Source organism: Trichococcus palustris, assembly GCF_900114465.1.
GTDB classification, from domain to species: domain Bacteria; phylum Bacillota; class Bacilli; order Lactobacillales; family Aerococcaceae; genus Trichococcus; species Trichococcus palustris.
In genome coordinates, this window is record NZ_FOTD01000005.1 from 40,568 (window position 1) to 59,556 (window position 18,989).

The window sequence follows — 18,989 nt, forward strand, 5'->3', positions numbered from 1 at the left end:
TAAGTTAATGACATTGATCTAATGATTCAGCTTTTTTTTGTTGGCTCTATGTTTACTTGAATGCGAAGACCTACTCGGCAGGCACCGCTTCGGTTGCTGCAGGGGCTTGCTCCGTAACAACTGCTGCCTCTTCAGGGGCATTGCCCGTAGCGCCAGCTGCTCCGGAAGCAGTTTGTTTGACCGTGTCCACTTGGGTCATGTATTTATTCCAGAATGTCGTCAAATCTTCGGCTGTGGCTCCGGGTGAAAAGCCATACGACAGTTCAACCGGCAATGCATCAGCTTTAAAGAGGTCTGTTTTCTGCTCGCCGCTGATCGTGACGCTTTGGCCATTTGGCAAGGTAACTTTGCCTGCCAATGTTCCGGTTTCAGCCACAACGGATTTTTCCACGATGCCATCCGGTTTTTCATGGGTTTGGCTTGCGCCCACTAAATCAGGATTGATGTAATAAATCGTATTCGCCAGATGCGACCAGTAGGCTAAATTCCGCCCGGTTGGGAGACCTTGATTGTCAGGATCATAAAAAACGTGTTCCTCTTTATAATTGTCATATCCCATCCAGGAGCTTAAGGTGATGGTCGGGGTGCTGGCGATAAACCATATATCCCGGTTCGCTTCAGAAGTACCGGTTTTCCCAGCCCAGTCCGCGCTAAAGTCCAGTTGCTTGTTGATCGAACGGGCTGTCCCATCCGTTACAACATCGCGTAAAATGTCCAGCGTCAGATAAGCGGTTTGCGGAGAAAACACCTCGGTTGACTCTGCTTCGTGCTGGTAAATGACATTGCCATGTTTATCGGTGATCTTTTCGATAAGATAGGGGGAGATGTGTTCTCCGCCCGTTGCAAAGGTCGTAAAGGCGCTGGTTTGTTCCAATACGGTAGGTCCACCATTGGTTGCCCCGATTGCAAGGGACGGGTTGCTGTATTCCGATTCATCGATGGAATCGATCCCCATTTTTTTCAAATATTGTGCGGGCTCAAGCCCTAATTCGTTCATTTGCATGTAGATCTTTATGGTAGGGTTGTTCTTGGATTGATATAGGGCTTGACGCGCCGTCATGAAACTGTTCGAAATCTTATCGCCAAAATTGGTCGGTTCCCAGTAAGTCCCATCCTGTTGCAGAACTTTTATTTTTGTATCGGGAACCATCGAGGCAGGATACAAAAAGTTTTGTTCGATTGCAGGAGCATAAACCAACAAAGGTTTAATCGTAGAACCGGGCGAACGATTGGTGCTGAAGGCGTGGTCGACTTGATTGACGGAGAAATCACGGCCGCCGATGAATCCCATGATTTTACCGGTACTATTCTCAATGAGGACACTGCCCGTTTGTGCCAGTTCGGTGACTTCTTGGGTCGTGCCATTTTCGTCGACATACGAATCCACGTAGGTTGGGCCTAAGGTATCACCGTAGACATCCGCAACTTCCTGCATGCCGTTGTAGAGATCCTTATCGATGGTGCTGTACACATTGTAGCCAGACAGGCGGAGCTCGTTATCGGCTTCGGCATAATATTGATTATATAGTTCTACATCCGCTTCCAGATCATCCATCGTTAGATTGTTGTTCGCTGCGGCAACTTCCATCAAAGTAAGGATAGCTTCCCTTTCGACGGCCTGATACAAGTAGCTGTTCCTGTCTTGGGTATTGGCATGAGTCGGAATAAAATCTTGCGTGATGTCGTAGGCCAAAGCCTCGTCGTATTCTTGTTGGGTGATGTAGCCCTCGCTGAGCATGCGATACAGCACCGTATTTTTCCGATTGAGCGCTTGCGTTATGTCTTCTTTTCTCTCCCCAAATTGTGTGAATGGGGTATAGGTGTAAGGATTTTGCGGAATCCCCACCAAAAATGCAGCTTGAGGCAAGTTTACTTCCGAGGCATGTACCCCGAATATGCCTTTTGCAGCTTCTTCAATGCCGGCGATATTCGAACCGCTGCTGTTTCTGCCGAATGGGGAAACATTCAGGTACGCTGTCAAAATTTCTTCTTTTGTAAAGAAGTTCTCCAAGCGCAAGGCCAGTAAAATTTCATTGGCTTTCCTGGAAAAGGTTACTTCGTTCGATAGAATCTGTTGCTTGACGAGCTGTTGCGTGATGGTCGATCCGCCCGATTGACTGCCTATTCCCGTCAATTCTGTGACCAGAGCGCGCAGAATGGCCTTTGGTACGATCCCTTCATGTTCATAGAAGTTTTCGTCCTCGGTAGCGATGAGCCCTTCTTTGATGAGGGGTGAAATCTCCTCCGAGCTGATGGTTGTCCGTACCAAATCTGTCCGTATTTTGGAAATAGGCTCTTCACTGGCGTAGTACATCGTGGAGACCAGCTCTACATTCCCTATCGCGGCCGCCATGCTTTCCCGGGACGGTGGGGTCTCCTTCGAAACCAGGTCGGCAAAGTATCCGAGTCCGGCTCCGACGCCGAATATCCCCAGCAGAACGAGGATCAAAATAAAGCCGGTGAAAAGATTACGGATGACGCCAAAAAAGACGTTGAATCCGAATGCGACTTTTGCTGAGAGTTGTTTCAAATTGGTCTCGGTCGCTAGTTTCCGTTTCATCGCACGGGCAGACAATTTCAGGCGGTCCATCCGTTTAGGCGTTTTTTGTTCCCCAAGCAATGCTTTTTGTGCTGCGTCGTCCGCGTTCTGCTTCGTAATAGTACGCTGAAACGACTTTTTTATTGTAGTTGAAAGATTTTTCAAGAATCGCTGAAGCTTATCAAGCCATTCCCCAAATCCCTTTCCGTTTGGATTATCCATAAAATCCCTCTTTCATTCTCAGGTAGTTCAGTCCTTAGTATAACAAAAAAGCCTCGGTGTGACTATTTAATCAGGGTGCCGGAGACAAAAAGAAGCCGGATAATAGTCTGATTACTATCCGGCATGAGCAAATATGCAATTATTGTCGAGCAGCGGCGTCGGTTACAGCAAAGCTTTCCCCGAGGGCTGCCAACCGCGCTTCCACTTCCGGACGCGTCAAATTGTTTTTTTGAACGTAATAGTTGGGTTCATGGGCACGGCATGCAGGACTGCAGCTGCGCATATATTTATGCTCATTTTCTTCGGAACACAGCATTTGACGGTTGCAGCTGGGGTTTGCGCAGTTGACGTATCTTTCGCAAGGCGTGCCATCAAACCAATCCTTGCCGACAATGACGTGTTCGACGCGGTTGATGTCTACGCTGATCCGCTCATCGAACACGTACATCTTCCCGTCCCACAGATCGCCCTTGACGTTTTCGTCCTTGCCGTAGGTAGCGATGCCGCCATGCAACTGGCCGACGTCCTTGAAGCCTTCCTTCACCAGCCAACCCGAAAATTTTTCGCAACGGATACCGCCGGTGCAATAAGTGACGACGCGTTTATCCATGAACTGTTCCTTGTTATCGCTGATCCATTGCGGCAATTCACGGAAATTGCGGATTTCCGGACGCACGGCACCGCGGAAATGCCCCAGATCATATTCGTAATCGTTGCGGGCATCGATCACAACGGTGTTCTCATCCAAGATGGCCTTACGGAAAGCCTCAGGGGAAAGATATTCGCCGGTCACTTCATTCGGATCGAGATTGTCCTTTTCCAGATGGAGCGATACGATTTCCGGACGGTAACGGACAAACATCTTCTTGAAGGCATGCCCATCCGCTTCGTCGATTTTGTAAGTGATGTCTGCGAAGCGCGGATCTGCGTTCATCTGGTCGATATAGGCTTGCGTCTGTGCAATCGTACCTGAGACAGTCCCGTTGATGCCTTCTTCCGCAATCAGTATCCGTCCTTTCAGGCCGGTTTCCTTGCAGAATGCCAGATGATTTTCAGCGAAAATTTCAGCTTCCGCGATAGGTGTGTATTTGTAATAGAGTAGGACGCGATATTCTTTTTCCATACTTCTCCTCCTGATGATTCTAAATGTTATCGAACGTTTTAGAATTATACACATTTCGTAAGTGGAAAGCCAAAAAAATGCTTGTGATGTATATCTATTGCAGCCCTTCAGAATTGTGCGACGCCATCGCCGTAGGGCAATGCCAACTTTATTCAAAAATGGACAACCAAAGCTTTGCATTTCCACAGCCGTTGAAAAAGCGTTGCAATGGTTTGGGTTTGCGGAATGCTTTTATTTGGAACGCGATTATTTGATGTATTTATCGGTCAAATGGATGAACTCCTCGGCATCTTTTGCCGTGATGGTCAAGCCTTGCTCCCAGAAATCGGGTCGGGTGATGTCGGCCTGCAGGTGTTTCAGCACGAGGTCCTCCGTCGTCATGGCTGCCGTATCCCTCAATAAAGCGATGTATTTTTCTTCGAAGTTTGCGGGATTCTTCAACGATTCGGCATAGATGCTCAGGCTGAACAGGAAGCCGAAGGTATACGGGAAATTGTAGAAAGGAACCTCATCGATGAAGAAGTGGAGTTTGCTTGCCCAGAATAAGGGATGGTATTCGCTCAGGTTGTCTTGGTAAGCTTCCTTTTGGGCTGCTGTCATCAGCTCCGATAAGCGTTCCACGGTGACGAAACCGTTTTGTCTTTCCGCATAAAAATTATTTTCAAAAAGGAAGCGGGCATGGATATTCAGGAACATGGCGGTCGCGTTTTCGAGTTTCGTATTCAAAAGCGAAATCTTTTCTTCTTCGCTGCTGGCCAATTGGACGGTGGCAGAACTGATGACCGTTTCCGCGAAGGTGGAAGCCGTTTCCGCTACGTTCATCGCATAGTGCGTGTTCAACGCCGGCAGGTCGCGCATCACATGGGAATGGAAAGCATGCCCCAATTCGTGGCCCAATGTGCTCATGTCGCTTGCTGATCCGGTGAAGGTCATGAAGATGCGGGACTCTTCGGATTCCGGCAGGTCTTCGCAATAGCCGCCGGGGCGTTTGCCGGCACGATTTTCCGCTTCGATCCAGCGGTTTTCGACTGCCATTTTAGAGAACGCGGATAATTTGGGACCGAATTTCGCGAAATTGGAGATGATGAAATCGACCGCTTCGTCATAGCTGAACGTTTTTGCTTCGAAAGCGCCGACCGAAACGGGGGCATCGATGTCGTGCCAAGCAAGTTTCTCCTTGTCCATCAAAGCGGCTTTGCGGTTCAAAAAAGCCAGGAAGGGTTGCTTTTTGGCGGTAATGGCCTGCCACATCGTATCGAGCGTCTCGCGTTTGATGCGATTATAGCGAAGGGGCTCGACAAGGAAATCGGCATCATGATGGGCTGCGAAATCCGCCAAGCGGAAACCCTGAAGGTGGTTCAATGTGTCGGCAAAGGCGGGTGCCAGGCCTCCCCAGGCTTTTTCCCACTCGGCGAATAGTTGTTTGCGTATCGCCGGATCGGGATTGGAGTACATGCGGTTCATGGCTTGGCCGGCCGACAGTTCCGTCATGGTTCCCATTTCATCCTCGAAAGGGATCTTGATGAAGGAGACGAGGGTATCGTAGTGGGAGCTCCATCCGTTGAAGCCATCGACACGCAGCGTGGACAACAGCGCCTCTTCCTTTTCGGACAGGAGGCGAGCGCCTTGCGTACGTAATTCGGTCAGTGCGAATGCGATGGGCCTGAAGGCGGGCAGGGTGACCAGCTGCTCCCAATCGGCATCGGAAATGACGGTCAATTTTTTTTGGAATGTCGTTTGAATAATGGAGAAATTGCTGTACAATTGGGTTATTGTAGCGTGAATCGCACTTGCTTTCGTATCATGAACGTCGGCTGATTGCACAGCCGTAATGAAAGTGCGGCATTGTTCTAGTGCCTTCGTAAGCTGTTCCTCCTGTTTCAGGATAAGTTGAAAAGTTGGGTAGTCGGGTTTATCTTTTTTCGCATCCCAAGCATCCGCCCCTTTTTCGAATCTCACCAAATCACTTTTGATGGATTGGATCTTATCTTGGAGTGCCAGGGAAGAACTGCCGCCTTCAAAAATGGCATTCAAGTCCCAATTTAGACTATATTTCATGGAAAACATCCTTTCTTAATCTTATATTAAATTTATGCATAATAACACTTTATATCAACTTACTGGGAAATACAAAATAATCAACAAAAAATTTGGAAGGGGAAGATATATGTTAAAAGAACAAAGAAGCACTTCCTATATTGTGGCAGCGCTTATCGTGATGGGGTATATTTTTTACCGCTCCACCTTTATCCAATCCGCCTATGTTTTGCCTGCCGTCATGCAGAGCTTGTTCCAATCGCAGCCATTCACAGCACTTTTCTCAACGTTCACTTTTCAATACGGGGAACAACTGGTCAGCCTGCAAGCGCTGGGCTATTTCGGTTTCGTGGCGTTTTTCGGTAATAAAATTTGGCTGTTCATCACCTATTTCATTCTGGCGTATCTTTGGTTCATCGGGTTGTCGGGGCGGATCAGGGGGCGGTTGGTACCAGGCGTCGTTTCGTGGCTGTTGGCGGTCAGTTATGCAGCTGCGGATGAGTTCCATCAGACGCTTACATCGCCGGTATTCGCACTGAAAGAGGATGTCATCTTGGCCGGCATCAGCATCTCGCTTGCGATATTTGTCAGCTGGATGTTGACGAACAGCAAAAAAACGCGAAACTGATTTGCCAATAGGTGGTACATTTGATAAAATGAGTGAGTAAATTATGAAGAGAAGAGGGATCTGAATGTCAGGACATTCAAAGTGGAGTAAAATTAAAGGTGCAAAGGGAGCTGCGGACCAAAAACGCGGAAAGCTTTTCCAAAAAATATCGAAAGAAATTTATATGGCTGCAAAAAACGGCGGTCCAGATCCCTCATCTAATCCAAGCCTGCGCTTGATCATAGATAAAGCGAAAGCTGCCAATATGCCGAACGACAACGTCAATCGCGCAATCAAAAAAGCGACTTCCGCTGGCGAAGGCGAAAACTACGAAGAAATCACGTATGAAGGATATGGTCCTAACGGCGTTGCCGTATTGGTACACGCATTGACGGACAACCGCAACCGTACAGCTACGAACATTAGAGTCGCTTTCAATAGAAATGGCGGAGCGCTGGGTGAGAGTGGTTCGGTCAGTTATATGTTCGATCGCAAAGGATACATCGCCATCGACCGTGAAGACTTGGAAGTCGATGAAGATGCTATGTTGATGAGCGTCTTAGAGGCAGGCGGAGAAGAGCTTCAAACAAGTGATGAAGCATTCGAAATATACACAGATCCAGCTGATTTCAATGATGTCCGTGATGCTTTAGTGGCTGAAGGATATATTTTGGCGGAAGCCGAAATCACGATGGTGCCGCAAACGCAGGTTGCCATCGATCCGGACAAAGAAACACAATTCCGTACCATGCTGGAAAAATTGGATGAAGATGAAGACGTCTCTGAATATTTCCACAACGCGGACTTAGAGGAAGAATAAGGAACGTCAGTGAATAGACAGAGTTGAGGCGGCTCGCCTTTCTATTGTATAAATAGAAAGGCGAGCTGCCATTTTGTTGCTTTGTAAAATTGCTGATCCGGAAACTACAAAATAGGACCCTACAGGCTAAATTGATTTTGTCAATCTTGCCTGTAGGGTCCTATTTTTTATCTACCTTAGCTTTAATTGTTGCGAGTATGAGAAGAATGATAGCGATGGTCAATCAAAATTGATTGCGCCAGCGTCTATAGCCAATGTGCGCTCTTGCTGTTCATGCAACTTTTTCATAACGAATCTTGCGGGTGGTTGAGCCACTAACAGCTCGCACCATAACGCAACGGCAAAGTTTCTTGGCCAATGTGACGGGAATCTTTCAAATGATCCCCAGCTGATGCCATGCCCAACCATATCGCCAATGATCGTCATGCATATAGACATTCCGGTTACCGTAAACAAAATTCTGAATAAAATGTTGGCGTTGAATCCATCTGTAGGTTCCGAGAATTTGTGTGCTAATTTTTCTGCAATGCGTCCGACAACGAAGTTTTCCAGGAGCATAGCGATAACAAAAACAATCGGTATACATTTAAGAATTATCGTCAATACTTCTTTGTCCAATCTTCCAAAACTTGTGCCGATATTCAGTGTACTCATAACCAAACACGTGATGACAGTGATGATAGCGCCATACAATAATCCTTCTTTACCATTTTGAGGTAATCTATTTTCTTCTTCCAATGTAACGAGTTCTTCTTTTTTATTGCTTTGCATAGTAATGAAAATCGCCTTCTTTCTTTATTTCTAAATTTATAATATCTAAAATTATATTTTTGTGTAAGTAAGAATTTGATGAGAAATCATTATGCTTCGGTTGTTGAAATTTCAGCTATCTTGTTTTTGGAACAAATGAGGTGAATGAAATTTTTTTAATTCGGGAGCAATGAATGAAAATGTAAAAATATTTACACTTTGGATTGGTGGTGGCAGGTCTTGGCCTTTGCCTTTGCAGGATACTCCCACCCGGCGTAGCATAGCGGACGATTATGAAAAAGAAAAAAATATTAAAGCGATACAGCCAGATGTGCAAATATTATGGGTGTCGGCGAAAAGAAAAGAGGTGAGGAAGTGGAGGAGAAGGCCGAAAAGTTGCTGTCCAGCGCGATGAGAATGGGCGTTTCGGATATTCATCTGTTGCCCTACGAGGACCGATACGAACTCTTTTTCCGCGTCAGTTCCGGTCTTACGAAAATATCCGGCATGTCCATCGAAAAAGGGGAGCGGCTCATCTCCTATTTCAAATTCCTTTCGAACATGAATGTCGGGGAACGCAGAAAACCGCAATCGGGTTCGGCGCGATATCGTTTGAACGGCCAAAAAATAGAACTGCGGTTATCGACGATCGCCAATTTCCGCTACCAGGAATCGCTGGTCATACGGATGCTCTATGCGAACAGCACCGAGGAGAAGACATTGCATAACTTTTTCCCGTCGGATGAAAAGAAACTGGAGAAGATGTTGGACCATAAAAGCGGACTGATCCTTTTTTCCGGCCCTACCGGTTCCGGGAAAACGACGACGATTTACCATCTGCTCCGCAAGAAATATGCATCCGAGCCTTTACAGATCATCACGATGGAGGACCCTGTGGAAATCGAGGAGCCCTTATTCCTGCAAACCGAAATCAATGAGGATGGCGGCGTGTCCTATGAAATCCTGATCAAACAATCCCTGCGGCACCACCCCGATATCATGGTGATCGGCGAAATCCGGGACGAGGAGACCGCCAAAATGGTTGTGAGGAGCGCTTTGACCGGTCATCTGGTCATTGCCACGATTCACGCGAAAGAATCGCTTGGTGTTTTGGAGAGGCTGAAAGAGTTGGGGGTTTCCGATGAGCAAATGAAACAGACGCTGTTGGCTATCGTGTCCCAGCGGCTGATCCCTAAAAGCTGTCCGTACTGCCAGGGGAGCTGTTCCATCCATTGCCGGCATTTTTCCGTGAATGAAAAAGCCGCCGCCATCTATGAAATACTCGACGGAAAAAATCTGCAAAGGCATATCCAGGAAGGGGAGGTGGAAAAGCAATTCGTGTCGTTGAACGACAAATTGCGGAAAGCCTATGCCTACGGCTATATCTCTCAAAAGAACTTTCTCGAAAACCTCATCTGAACAGAACTGGCGCACAAAGGAACAAGCGTATTTCCTGAGACGGTTGGGAGAATTGCTGGAGGAGGGATTCTCGCTCGCTGAAGGATTGTCTTTCCTCGGAATCATGCAGCCGAAAAAGGAGAAAGCCATCCGGGAAATCATGGCGGAGCTTGCAGCCGGGAACTCTTTGCCGGACGCGCTCGCCGTTTTGGGCTTCCCGAAACAGATCGTCTCCCAATTACACTTAGCCTTGCTGCATGGCCGTTTCAATGAAACGCTGCTTTTCTGCGCGGATTTTTTAACCGAGAAAGACAAGCAAATAGCGAAGCTGAAAAAAGTGATGGTGTATCCCGCATTTCTGCTCTTGTTTGCAAACGGCATGCTGTTTGCGATCAGGCAAGTCCTGTTACCGAGCCTGGAAAGCATGATGGGCCCCAACGCGGAAACCGTGAACGGGCTCGTGACAATCATTCTCTTTTTCCTGAATCATTTGCCGATCATCACCGCTAGCTGGCTGGCGCTGCTGGCTTTCTCGTACATCCTTGGAAAGGAATATTTGAAAAAGAAGACAGCTTTCGAAAAATCTTTGCTGTTCATCAAGTTGCCCGTTTTGGGGAAATGGGTGCAATTGTACTATTCCTTTTTCTTCAGCAGGGAATATGCCTATTTTTTTAAAAACGGCATGCAACTGAACCAAATCGTTACCCTCATGAAGGAAGAGGAGGGTACGGAATGGATGAAGGAAATATCCCGGATGATCGAGGAGGGGCTGGTCCAGGGGGAGAGTCTGACCATCGTCATCAAACGTTACCCGATTTTTAAGGAAGAATTCGGCTGGATCGTCTACCATGGCGAACTGACCAGCCAATTGCCGGTGAAGTTGACCATGTATAGCGAGGAATGCTTCCGGCTATTGATTGCCGACATTGAGCAAAAAATCGGTTTGCTGCAACCCGTCCTGTTTCTGTTGGTCGCCGTCATTGTGATGTCGATCTACCTGATTTTATTGATGCCGATGTTTTCGAGTTTAGGAGGAATTTATTGATGGGGAAATTCATGAAGAAAATAAACAATAAAAGAGGTTTCACTCTGATCGAAATGGTTTTGGTCCTGTTCATTATCTCGGTGCTCATGCTGCTTATCATCCCGAATTTATCGGGCAAAAAAAATGCGATTGAAGCGCAGGGGAACGCGGCTCTGCAGACGGTTGTGCAAGCCCAGGCCGATATGTATGAATTGGATAAAGGGGTAGAAGCGGGTACGTTTGCCGAACTGCAAGCGGATAAATACATTAACCAAAAGCAATTTACGGAAGCGACCGCCAAATTGGTGATTACCGCCGGAGAAGTATCCCTGAAATAATAGTCACGAATGGATGTTGAGGAATGAACAACAAAGCCTTTACGCTGATTGAAAGCCTGCTGGTGCTGATGATTGCGTCGCTGGTGCTGTCCCTATCGCCGCGGGTAGGTACCGCTTCGCAGGAATTCGCTTTTGCCCTCTTCTTGGATGACCTCTTGACGGAAATCCACACCGCCCAAAGCTATGCGGTCATTTCCGGGAAGAGCGTGGTCTTCGAGGTGCTGCGTCCTGTCAACGCCAGACATTATGCGACATTCACAGCTGCTGCCACAAGCGAGGCCTATGTCAACCGGAAGCTGTTCTTGCCGCAAGGTTCTAAAGTCATACAGGGCTATTCGAGCTATATCAAAAGCGGCAGCGGCTATCTGCAGCCGGACTCCATCATCATGGATACGGCCCGGTACCGGTACACGATCAAAATCCAGCTAGGGAGTGGCAGATATGTGGTCGAAAAAGTTAAGAAATAAGCAAGGCTATATGCTGCTGGAGAGTCTGATCGGCCTTTCCATGATTGCCGTTTCGTTGCACTTGCTGGTGCCTCATGCCATCCAGATTTTCCAGACCTTGCAACAGACCGGCAAAGAAGTGGAACTTTGGCGTGTCGCCCAAGATCAGATGCGGGTAATCGCCGAATCCGGCACCCCGGCAGCGACTGTGACTTCAGCCGGGATCGTCTTCCGGATCGGTTGGGACCCTGACAGCGAGGGCCTGACGATAGAAGGGGAAGCTGGACAAGAGGGGGTGCTGGTGCATGTCAGTGAAGTGCAGGGGACGGTGCGATGACATGCGGAAATCCGGCTTCACGATCATAGAAGCGCTGTTGGCTTTGTCCGTAAATACGTTGCTGCTTTTTTTGATGACAGGCGGCCTGCAGGTCATACAGGCTAGCCAGGAACAGCTGGAAAAGACGAACATCGCGCAATGGCATCTGTTCCTGAACCAATTGGAAAACGAATTGGCCGATGAGGTACTGGTCCAGAAGACTAGCGCAAACATCTACACGAAGTCAGTCAATCCGGCCGATAAGGCAACCTATTCCTACATCTTCAGCAGTAATAAAATTGTCCGCCAAAAAGATGGCACCGGCCATCATCCGATGTTGATGGGAATAAAGTCCGTTAAGTACGAGGTGACGAATGAAGGCATATCCATACAGGCGGTTTTCGCCGATAATCAGACTTACAAAGCCTATCTTGTCATGCAGAAGAAACTGCCTTAGGAACGGTCCTTTGCGAAACAGGAGCGGCGCCATTTTACCGGTGACCATCTTCTATCTTTTCCTGTCGCAGCTGTTTTTGACGGGAGTCATCCAAGTGTACAGGAATCAGATGTATCTCTATCAACTCACGAAGAATCATTATCAGGCACAAACGTTGCTCGCTTATGCAGAGTACTGGATCCAAAGGAAGAATGCTGAAAGGACATACGAAGAAAGGGACATACCAAGGGCGCTTGTTTTCCAGGCGGGGAAAGTCAATTGTGCGGAAGGCGATGGAGAGGCGATCACGGTCACAGTCATACTTGCTGATGATTATTCGGAATCGGGGGAAATCCGGATAGTCTATCTGGATAAGCTGAACTGAATTCTTTCTATTCCCCCTCAGTATATAACGACAAAAGCATTCCTCATTCCCGCCATAACATTCAGCGGGAGAAGTGGCTGATAAGAGTATCCGCAGTAGCTGAGTCAGCCAATCCGAACATGCCGGGAGAAATTTCCCGGTTTTTTGTCGTGGAGCACTATCCTCTTGTTGCTTGCCATCGCCAGAGCGATTTCCCCCTATCTATATAGCTTGATTTTTGCTATACTGTATAAGTATGTTTGTGGAACGAGAAGATTTGAATTTTGGAAGGAAGTATGTATGTATGAGTAGAGTCTCAAAATTGCAGGACGTCTTGAAAGCAGAGAAGATGGATGCGATGCTGGTAACAAGTCAATATAATTTGCGATATGTTTCCAATTTCACGGGTACAACCGGATTAGCGGTCATTACCCAAGAGGAAGCTTTTTTTGTGACTGACTTCCGCTATACTCAGCAAGCTGCAACACAGGCAAAAGGTTTTCAAGTCGTTCAAAACAAAGGCCCAATTTTAGAAGAAGTGAAGAAGATCGTTGAAGAAAAAGGCTTGTCTTCTTTAGGGTTTGAAGACGCACAGATGGCTTACAGAACGGTAGAAGAACTGGAAGAATTGGTATCTTGCGATTTGCTGCCGGCTTCAGGGATCATCGAGGAGCTGCGGGAAGTAAAAGATGCAAGCGAAATAGCAATCATCAAAAAAGCTTGCGAAATTGCTGATGCAGGTTTCGCCTTTATTCTGGATTATATCCGCCCAGGGGTATCTGAGATTGAAATTGCGAACCGACTGGATTTCCATATGCGCGAATTGGGAGCTACGGGCGTTTCTTTCGATACAATCATCGCAAGCGGCATTCGTTCCGCGATGCCTCATGGGGTTGCGAGCCCCAAATTGATCGAAAAAGGCGACTTTGTGACATTGGACTTTGGCTGTTATTACAACGGCTATGTTTCCGATATGACCCGTACTGTATCCGTCGGTCAGCCGAAACCGGAATTGAAAAAAATCTACGACATCGTGCTGGCGGCGCAGTTAAGGGTCAACGAACAGGCCAAAGCAGGGATGACGGGCAAAGAAGTCGATAGCATTGCCCGCGATTATATCACCGCGCAAGGTTACGGAGCATATTTCGGCCATTCCAACGGACATGGCATCGGTCTTGAAATCCATGAAGCCCCAAATACCTCTCAAAAAGCGTTGAAAGTGCTGGTCCCCGGCAACGTCATCACCAATGAACCGGGCATCTACATCGATGGTTTAGGCGGCGTCAGGATCGAAGATGATCTCATCATTACCGAAGCAGGCAATGAAATCATCACGCATTCGCCAAAAGAACTGATTATTTTATAAAAAAATAGAAACCAAGAATAAATAATGGTAAACTAAATGCAAATGACGTTACCACAGGAGGAAAAACTATGATTTCAGTAAATGATTTTAAAACAGGTTTAACAATCGAAATTGATGGCGGTTTATGGAAGGTTGTTGACTTCCAACACGTTAAACCAGGTAAAGGTGCAGCGTTCGTCCGCTCTAAACTTAAAAATTTGCGTACAGGTGCCGTTCAAGAAAAAACATTCCGTGCTGGCGAAAAAGTTGGGAAAGCCCATATCGCGAACCGCAGAATGCAATACTTATATGAGAGCGCCGGCGCATACGTGTTTATGGATACAGAAAACTATGAACAAATTGAACTGAGCGCTTCTCAAATCGAGTACGAATTGAACTACTTGAAAGAAAATATGGATGTTCAGATCGTCATGTACGAATCGGAAACTTTAGGTGTGGACTTGCCTAACACGGTTATCTTGCGCGTAGAAGAAACAGAACCAGGCATCAAAGGCGATACTGCTTCTGGTGGATCAAAACCGGCTAAGATGGAAACAGGGTTGATGGTCAACGTTCCATTCTTTATTAATGCAGATGATATGTTAATCATCAATACAACAGATGGTTCATACGTATCCCGTGCACAATGATTCCTCAGAAAGGAGAATGACGAATAATGGAAGAAACTAATATCCCTTTGTCAAATGGCCCCGTGCCATTTGGAGAGATTGAAATTGCACCGGAAGTGATTGAAGTGATTGCCGGCATTGCCGCCAACGAAGTAGAAGGCGTCTATGCCATGCAAGGCACCTTTAAATCCGGCGTAAATGAACTGTTGGGTCGCGCAGCACATAACAAGGGGGTCCGCTTGACTGTCGATGAGAATGGTCTTGTCGTTGATGTCTATTGCTATGTGAAATATGGCGAATCGGTACCCAAAGTCGCATTGGAAATGCAACAAAGGGTGAAAGAACAAGTGTTGTTCATGAGTAACCTGGAAGTATCAGAAGTAAATGTTCATGTCGTTGGATTAGTGACACCTAAAGGTGAAGAAAATCCTTATTTGGATCTGGATGAAGAATTGGGGGATACCGAGTGAGCTCCTCGCAAATGACAAGAAGAGAAATCAGAGAAAAAGCGCTGCAAGCTTTATTTCAATTAAAGACCAATCCGGAGTTGACTCCTCAGGAAGCAATCAGACAAGCGTTGCTTAGTGATCTGGAAGAATTGAATGTCGAAGATGATATCGAAGTAGCGGATTACCCTTACCTTACCACTTTAGTCAATGGTGTATTGGATAATCAAGAAGAAATCGATAAAGCTATCCAGCCTTATCTGAAAAATTGGACGGTTGGACGTCTTGCGAAAGCCGATGCGCTCATCATGCAAATCGCCGCCTATGAAATGCTTTTTGGGGATACTGAACAAGTACCGCAGCGCGTCGCGTTGAATGAAGCGATTGAAATCGCGAAACTGTATTGCGATGAACAATCGAGCAAATTTATCAATGGTGTATTGTCGAATTTAATTCCAAAAAATGAAAATCCTTAATGCTTCCTGGCTTAAGGGTTTTTCTTTTTCTTTTTTTGACATTTATGTTCATGGGGTACCTCAAACGTCGCACTGTGACGTTTGAGTAACTGACCGGTACGGTCACGTTGATTCCTCTGAATTTAGAAGTCTCTCAGCAACTTAGCCTCTAGGCCATCGAGTTTCCTTACTCGAGGAGTAGGGGGATTTTTCCCCGCTTTCCGTACAAAAAGAATGCCTTTTTTTTAAAAAAATGATACGCTTCTATGAAAGGTATTATCACAGTGCCTTTGATATTATGTTAAAATAAAACGAGAATCCCCAAGGAGAAGGAGATAGATTAATGGAAACGATTTTAATGGATGGTAAAGCTTTAGCTAAAAAAATGCAGGAACAAATGAGAGCACAAGTGTCAGCACTGACTGCTGAAGGGAAAACACCCGGCCTTTGTGTCATCTTAGTCGGCGAAGATAAAGCCAGCCAAGTATATGTGCGCAATAAAGAAAAACAATCAGAAGCGATGGGCATGAACTCCCGCGTGGTCCGTCTTCCGGAAACCATCTCCGAAGAAGAACTCTTAAAAGAAGTTGAAAAACAAAATGAAGATGACAGCATGCACGGTATCCTGGTGCAATTGCCGTTGCCGAAACATATAGATGAACAAAAGGTTCTCCGTGCCATCCGCTATGAAAAAGATGTTGATGGCTTCCATCCTATGAATGTTGGTAATTTTTTCTTGGGCAACGAATCTGCTTTGCCATGCACACCCTACGGGATAATGAAAATATTAGAAGAATACAACATTGATATCGAAGGCAAAAAGGCGGTTGTGATCGGCCGCAGCAACATCGTAGGCAAACCGATGGCCATCATGCTGTTGAATAAAAATGCCACTGTCACCATCGCCCATTCCCGCACACAAAACTTGAAGGAACTTGCCAAAGAAGCAGATATTTTGGTCGCGGCTATCGGCAGAGGTCATTTCATCAACGCTGATTTCATCAAGGAAGGCGCCGTAGTTGTCGATGTCGGAATGAACCGAGACAGCAACGGCAAATTGATCGGCGATGTGGATACAGAAAGTGCAAAAGGGATTGCAGGCTACATTACACCGGTTCCAGGTGGAGTAGGTCCGATGACGATCACGATGCTTTTGCAACAAACAATAGACAAAGTAAAATAATCAAGGGGGTACAAATTTGGAACCTCTCTATTTAACGGTCACGGCGTTAACAAAATACATCAAGCGAAAATTCGATGCCGACCCCTATTTGGATAGGGTCTATCTGACAGGGGAAATCTCGAATTTCCGGGTCAGACCGCGCCATCAATATTTCAGCTTGAAAGATGATAATGCCGTCATTTCAGCGGTCATGTACAAGCGGGAGTTCGACAAGCTGAAGTTCACGCCAAAAGAAGGTATGAAGGTGTTGGTCGTCGGCCGCGTAAATGTCTACGAGGCCAGCGGAATTTACAATATCGTCATCGAACACATGGAGCCCGACGGCGTAGGGGCGCTTTATCAAGCATTTTCGGAATTGAAGGAGAAACTTTCGAATGAAGGTTTGTTTTCCTTGCCGAAGAAAATACTGCCGCAGTTTCCGAAAAGAATTGCGATTGTGACCAGTCCAAGTGGGGCAGTCATTAGGGATATCATGACAACCGTCAAAAGGAGATATCCGATTGTACAGCTCGTCCTGTTCCCGACAATTGTCCAAGGCAAGGATGCCGCTCCGAATATCGTCAGGAATCTTCAGGCGATAGAGGCAAAAGGCGATTTTGACGTCGTCATCGTTGCCCGTGGAGGAGGCTCCATCGAGGATCTTTGGCCATTCAACGAAGAAGCGGTGGTCCGACAAATCGCGGCCATGGCTATGCCGGTCATCTCATCGGTGGGCCATGAGACGGATACGACCTTATCCGATTTTGTGGCGGATGTCCGTGCCGCAACCCCTACTGCGGCGGCGGAGCTTTCCGTGCCGGTATTAAGTGATGTCTTGCGTCACATCGATCAGTTGGACAACAGGCTTTACCAGAAAATCAGAAATACGCTATCCTTGCAACAACAACGGCTGAATCGCTCGATGCACTCCTATATTTTCAGGCAGCCGGAACGGATGTATGAAGGCTATACCGTAAAGTTGGATCAAATGCAGCTGCGCTTGGCGAATCAGATGGCGAACCAATTACAATTGCAGAAAAACCAGCTGCAAAGGTTGCAGATGCGCTTGGAAAATAAAAGCCCGGTGCGGGATGTTATGCAGGCCCAACAACAGTTGACGCAAACAGAAGATGCCTTACAAAAAGCGATGCAACGCTATCTGCAACAAAAACAGCAACAGCTGGCGAATGGGATGCAATCCCTTGATCTGCTCAGCCCCTTAAAAATCATGCTGCGCGGGTACAGCTATACGACCAAGGACGGGAATATAGTGAATGCCGTCAAACAATTGCAGAGCGGCGATAAATTGAAAGTGAATTTCGCTGACGGGTATGCAGAGGCGGAAGTAAAACGAGTGGTGGAGGAAAAAAATGACACAATCCAAGAATAAACTGAGCTTCGAAGAGGCTATGACACAATTGGAAGCAATCGTGACCAAATTGGAGTCGGGAGACGTCCCTTTAGAAGAGGCTTTGGAACAATTTAAAGCAGGCATGAGTTTAAGCAAGTATTGTCAGGATACTTTGAATAATGCTGAAAAAACGTTGACAAAAATCGTGGCACCCAATGGCGACGAAATTTCTTTCGAGGAAGATAAACCAGAGACAGAAGGTGAATAATCCATGAATCTAAATGAATTTCAAACAGAGTGGATGGGCAAATTCGATGACTATCTGTATTCTGAATTGGGCAATTGCGTCCCTATGCAAGAAAGCCTCCATGAAGCGATGGCGTATTCTTTGATGGGAGGCGGCAAAAGAATTCGCCCCTTGTTGGTGTTTGCGACCCTCGCGCTGGCGGGGGGGGACGTCAAAAAGGGATTTGCTCCTGCGGCAGCATTGGAGTTCATTCATACCTACTCTTTGATCCACGATGATTTGCCGGCAATCGATAATGACGATTACCGCCGCGGTAGGCTCACTTCACATAAGGTTTACGGGGAAGCGACCGCCATCCTTGCGGGGGATGCACTTTTGACTGCGGCTTTTGAAATGTTGGCGGAAAGCCAAAATTTGTCCGACAGCCAAAAAATCCGTTTGATTGCCCTGTTGGCGAAAGCTGCCGGGCCAAACGGGATGATAGCGGGACAAATGGACGATATCGAGGGCGAAGAGAAAAAGCTGACGATTGAAGAGCTGATGCAAGTCCATGAGAAGAAAACGGGGGCACTGATCGAATTTGCCGTATCGGCAGGTTGTTTAGTCGCAGATGCCGATCCGCATTTTTCCGGCAAGATGCAAGCTTTCGCCAAATACTTGGGGCTGGGCTATCAGATCCACAATGATTTAAAAGACGTCGTATTGGACGAAAACGAAACAGGCAAAAAAATCCATCACGATGCAGAAATGAACAAAAATACATACCCTTCCATCCTGGGGACCAAAGAAGCGATGCTGGCATTGAATGATGTCATCAGAAACGCGGAAGGGTGCCTGGATGAATTAGCGGCTGAGGGTGCATTTCCAGCTGATGAACGCGACAAAATAATCGTCCTTCATCAGTTTTTAGACTATATCAGAATATAACGGGAGA

The 18,989-nt window shown here is 46.8% G+C and carries 21 protein-coding genes; 17 read left to right on the forward strand and 4 right to left on the reverse strand.

Going from position 1 to position 18,989, the window contains the following annotated elements:
• Window positions 1-70 precede the first annotated feature (70 nt).
• The 3 genes from BM101_RS04720 to BM101_RS04730 form a co-directional block, all read right to left on the reverse strand.
• Entirely contained in the window at window positions 71-2,761 is a 2,691-nt protein-coding gene (locus BM101_RS04720; protein ID WP_087032003.1) for a transglycosylase domain-containing protein, read from the reverse strand.
• 139 nt (window positions 2,762-2,900) lie between these two features.
• Window positions 2,901-3,884 carry an oxygen-dependent tRNA uridine(34) hydroxylase TrhO gene (trhO, locus tag BM101_RS04725; RefSeq protein ID WP_087032000.1) on the reverse strand — a complete coding sequence of 328 codons (984 nt, stop codon included), beginning with the start codon at window positions 3,882-3,884 and terminating at the stop codon, window positions 2,901-2,903.
• 246 nt (window positions 3,885-4,130) lie between these two features.
• Entirely contained in the window at window positions 4,131-5,942 is a 1,812-nt protein-coding gene (locus tag BM101_RS04730) for a M3 family oligoendopeptidase (RefSeq protein ID WP_087031997.1), read from the reverse strand.
• 109 nt (window positions 5,943-6,051) lie between these two features.
• Between BM101_RS04730 and BM101_RS04735 the strand changes: the two genes are divergently transcribed.
• Window positions 6,052-6,549 carry a VanZ family protein gene (locus BM101_RS04735; RefSeq protein ID WP_087031994.1) on the forward strand — a complete coding sequence of 166 codons (498 nt, stop codon included), beginning with the start codon at window positions 6,052-6,054 and terminating at the stop codon, window positions 6,547-6,549.
• 64 nt (window positions 6,550-6,613) lie between these two features.
• Entirely contained in the window at window positions 6,614-7,348 is a 735-nt protein-coding gene (locus BM101_RS04740; protein WP_087031992.1) for a YebC/PmpR family DNA-binding transcriptional regulator, read from the forward strand.
• A gap of 219 nt (window positions 7,349-7,567) precedes the next feature.
• On the opposite strand, the gene BM101_RS04745 is transcribed toward BM101_RS04740, so the two are convergent.
• A complete protein-coding gene (locus BM101_RS04745) occupies window positions 7,568-8,119 on the reverse strand; it encodes a DUF2798 domain-containing protein (protein ID WP_177194383.1) in 552 nt (183 codons plus the stop codon).
• 354 nt (window positions 8,120-8,473) lie between these two features.
• Here BM101_RS04745 and comGA point away from each other — a divergent pair, with 354 nt between their 5' ends.
• From comGA to BM101_RS04820, 15 genes are all read left to right on the forward strand, one after another.
• On the forward strand, window positions 8,474-9,517 hold the full coding sequence (gene comGA / locus BM101_RS04750) for a competence type IV pilus ATPase ComGA (RefSeq protein ID WP_245825634.1): 1,044 nt from the start codon (window positions 8,474-8,476) through the stop codon (window positions 9,515-9,517).
• The gene (gene comGB, locus BM101_RS04755; protein ID WP_087031986.1) at window positions 9,468-10,541 is read left to right on the forward strand and encodes a competence type IV pilus assembly protein ComGB; all 1,074 of its coding nucleotides are present in this window, start codon (window positions 9,468-9,470) and stop codon (window positions 10,539-10,541) included. The genes comGA and comGB overlap by 50 nt, the downstream gene beginning before the upstream one ends.
• Window positions 10,541-10,858, forward strand: coding sequence for a competence type IV pilus major pilin ComGC (comGC, locus tag BM101_RS04760; RefSeq protein ID WP_087031984.1), 318 nt, complete (start codon window positions 10,541-10,543; stop codon window positions 10,856-10,858). Before comGB ends, comGC begins: the two co-directional genes overlap by 1 nt.
• A gap of 23 nt (window positions 10,859-10,881) precedes the next feature.
• On the forward strand, window positions 10,882-11,325 hold the full coding sequence (locus tag BM101_RS04765; protein ID WP_087031980.1) for a prepilin-type N-terminal cleavage/methylation domain-containing protein: 444 nt from the start codon (window positions 10,882-10,884) through the stop codon (window positions 11,323-11,325).
• On the forward strand, window positions 11,300-11,641 hold the full coding sequence (locus tag BM101_RS04770; RefSeq protein WP_087031978.1) for a hypothetical protein: 342 nt from the start codon (window positions 11,300-11,302) through the stop codon (window positions 11,639-11,641). Before BM101_RS04765 ends, BM101_RS04770 begins: the two co-directional genes overlap by 26 nt.
• A complete protein-coding gene (gene comGF / locus BM101_RS04775; protein ID WP_087031975.1) occupies window positions 11,610-12,077 on the forward strand; it encodes a competence type IV pilus minor pilin ComGF in 468 nt (155 codons plus the stop codon). The genes BM101_RS04770 and comGF overlap by 32 nt, the downstream gene beginning before the upstream one ends.
• A 10-nt stretch (window positions 12,078-12,087) precedes the next feature.
• Window positions 12,088-12,441: a hypothetical protein gene (locus BM101_RS04780; RefSeq protein ID WP_087031972.1), complete on the forward strand. Its 354-nt coding sequence runs from the start codon at window positions 12,088-12,090 to the stop codon at window positions 12,439-12,441.
• Between the two features lie 283 nt (window positions 12,442-12,724).
• On the forward strand, window positions 12,725-13,786 hold the full coding sequence (locus BM101_RS04785) for a M24 family metallopeptidase (protein ID WP_087031969.1): 1,062 nt from the start codon (window positions 12,725-12,727) through the stop codon (window positions 13,784-13,786).
• Window positions 13,787-13,854: 68 nt separating this feature from the next.
• The gene (efp, locus tag BM101_RS04790; RefSeq protein WP_087031966.1) at window positions 13,855-14,415 is read left to right on the forward strand and encodes an elongation factor P; all 561 of its coding nucleotides are present in this window, start codon (window positions 13,855-13,857) and stop codon (window positions 14,413-14,415) included.
• A 26-nt stretch (window positions 14,416-14,441) separates the two neighbouring features.
• A complete protein-coding gene (locus BM101_RS04795; RefSeq protein WP_087031963.1) occupies window positions 14,442-14,864 on the forward strand; it encodes an Asp23/Gls24 family envelope stress response protein in 423 nt (140 codons plus the stop codon).
• A gap of 11 nt (window positions 14,865-14,875) precedes the next feature.
• The gene (nusB, locus tag BM101_RS04800) at window positions 14,876-15,316 is read left to right on the forward strand and encodes a transcription antitermination factor NusB (RefSeq protein ID WP_087032134.1); all 441 of its coding nucleotides are present in this window, start codon (window positions 14,876-14,878) and stop codon (window positions 15,314-15,316) included.
• 322 nt (window positions 15,317-15,638) lie between these two features.
• Window positions 15,639-16,478 carry a bifunctional methylenetetrahydrofolate dehydrogenase/methenyltetrahydrofolate cyclohydrolase FolD gene (gene folD / locus BM101_RS04805; RefSeq protein ID WP_087031960.1) on the forward strand — a complete coding sequence of 280 codons (840 nt, stop codon included), beginning with the start codon at window positions 15,639-15,641 and terminating at the stop codon, window positions 16,476-16,478.
• Window positions 16,479-16,494: 16 nt separating this feature from the next.
• Window positions 16,495-17,847: an exodeoxyribonuclease VII large subunit gene (xseA, locus tag BM101_RS04810; RefSeq protein WP_087031957.1), complete on the forward strand. Its 1,353-nt coding sequence runs from the start codon at window positions 16,495-16,497 to the stop codon at window positions 17,845-17,847.
• A complete protein-coding gene (locus BM101_RS04815; RefSeq protein ID WP_087031954.1) occupies window positions 17,828-18,076 on the forward strand; it encodes an exodeoxyribonuclease VII small subunit in 249 nt (82 codons plus the stop codon). Before xseA ends, BM101_RS04815 begins: the two co-directional genes overlap by 20 nt.
• A 3-nt stretch (window positions 18,077-18,079) precedes the next feature.
• Entirely contained in the window at window positions 18,080-18,982 is a 903-nt protein-coding gene (locus BM101_RS04820) for a polyprenyl synthetase family protein (protein WP_087031951.1), read from the forward strand.
• Window positions 18,983-18,989: the final 7 nt, after the last annotated feature.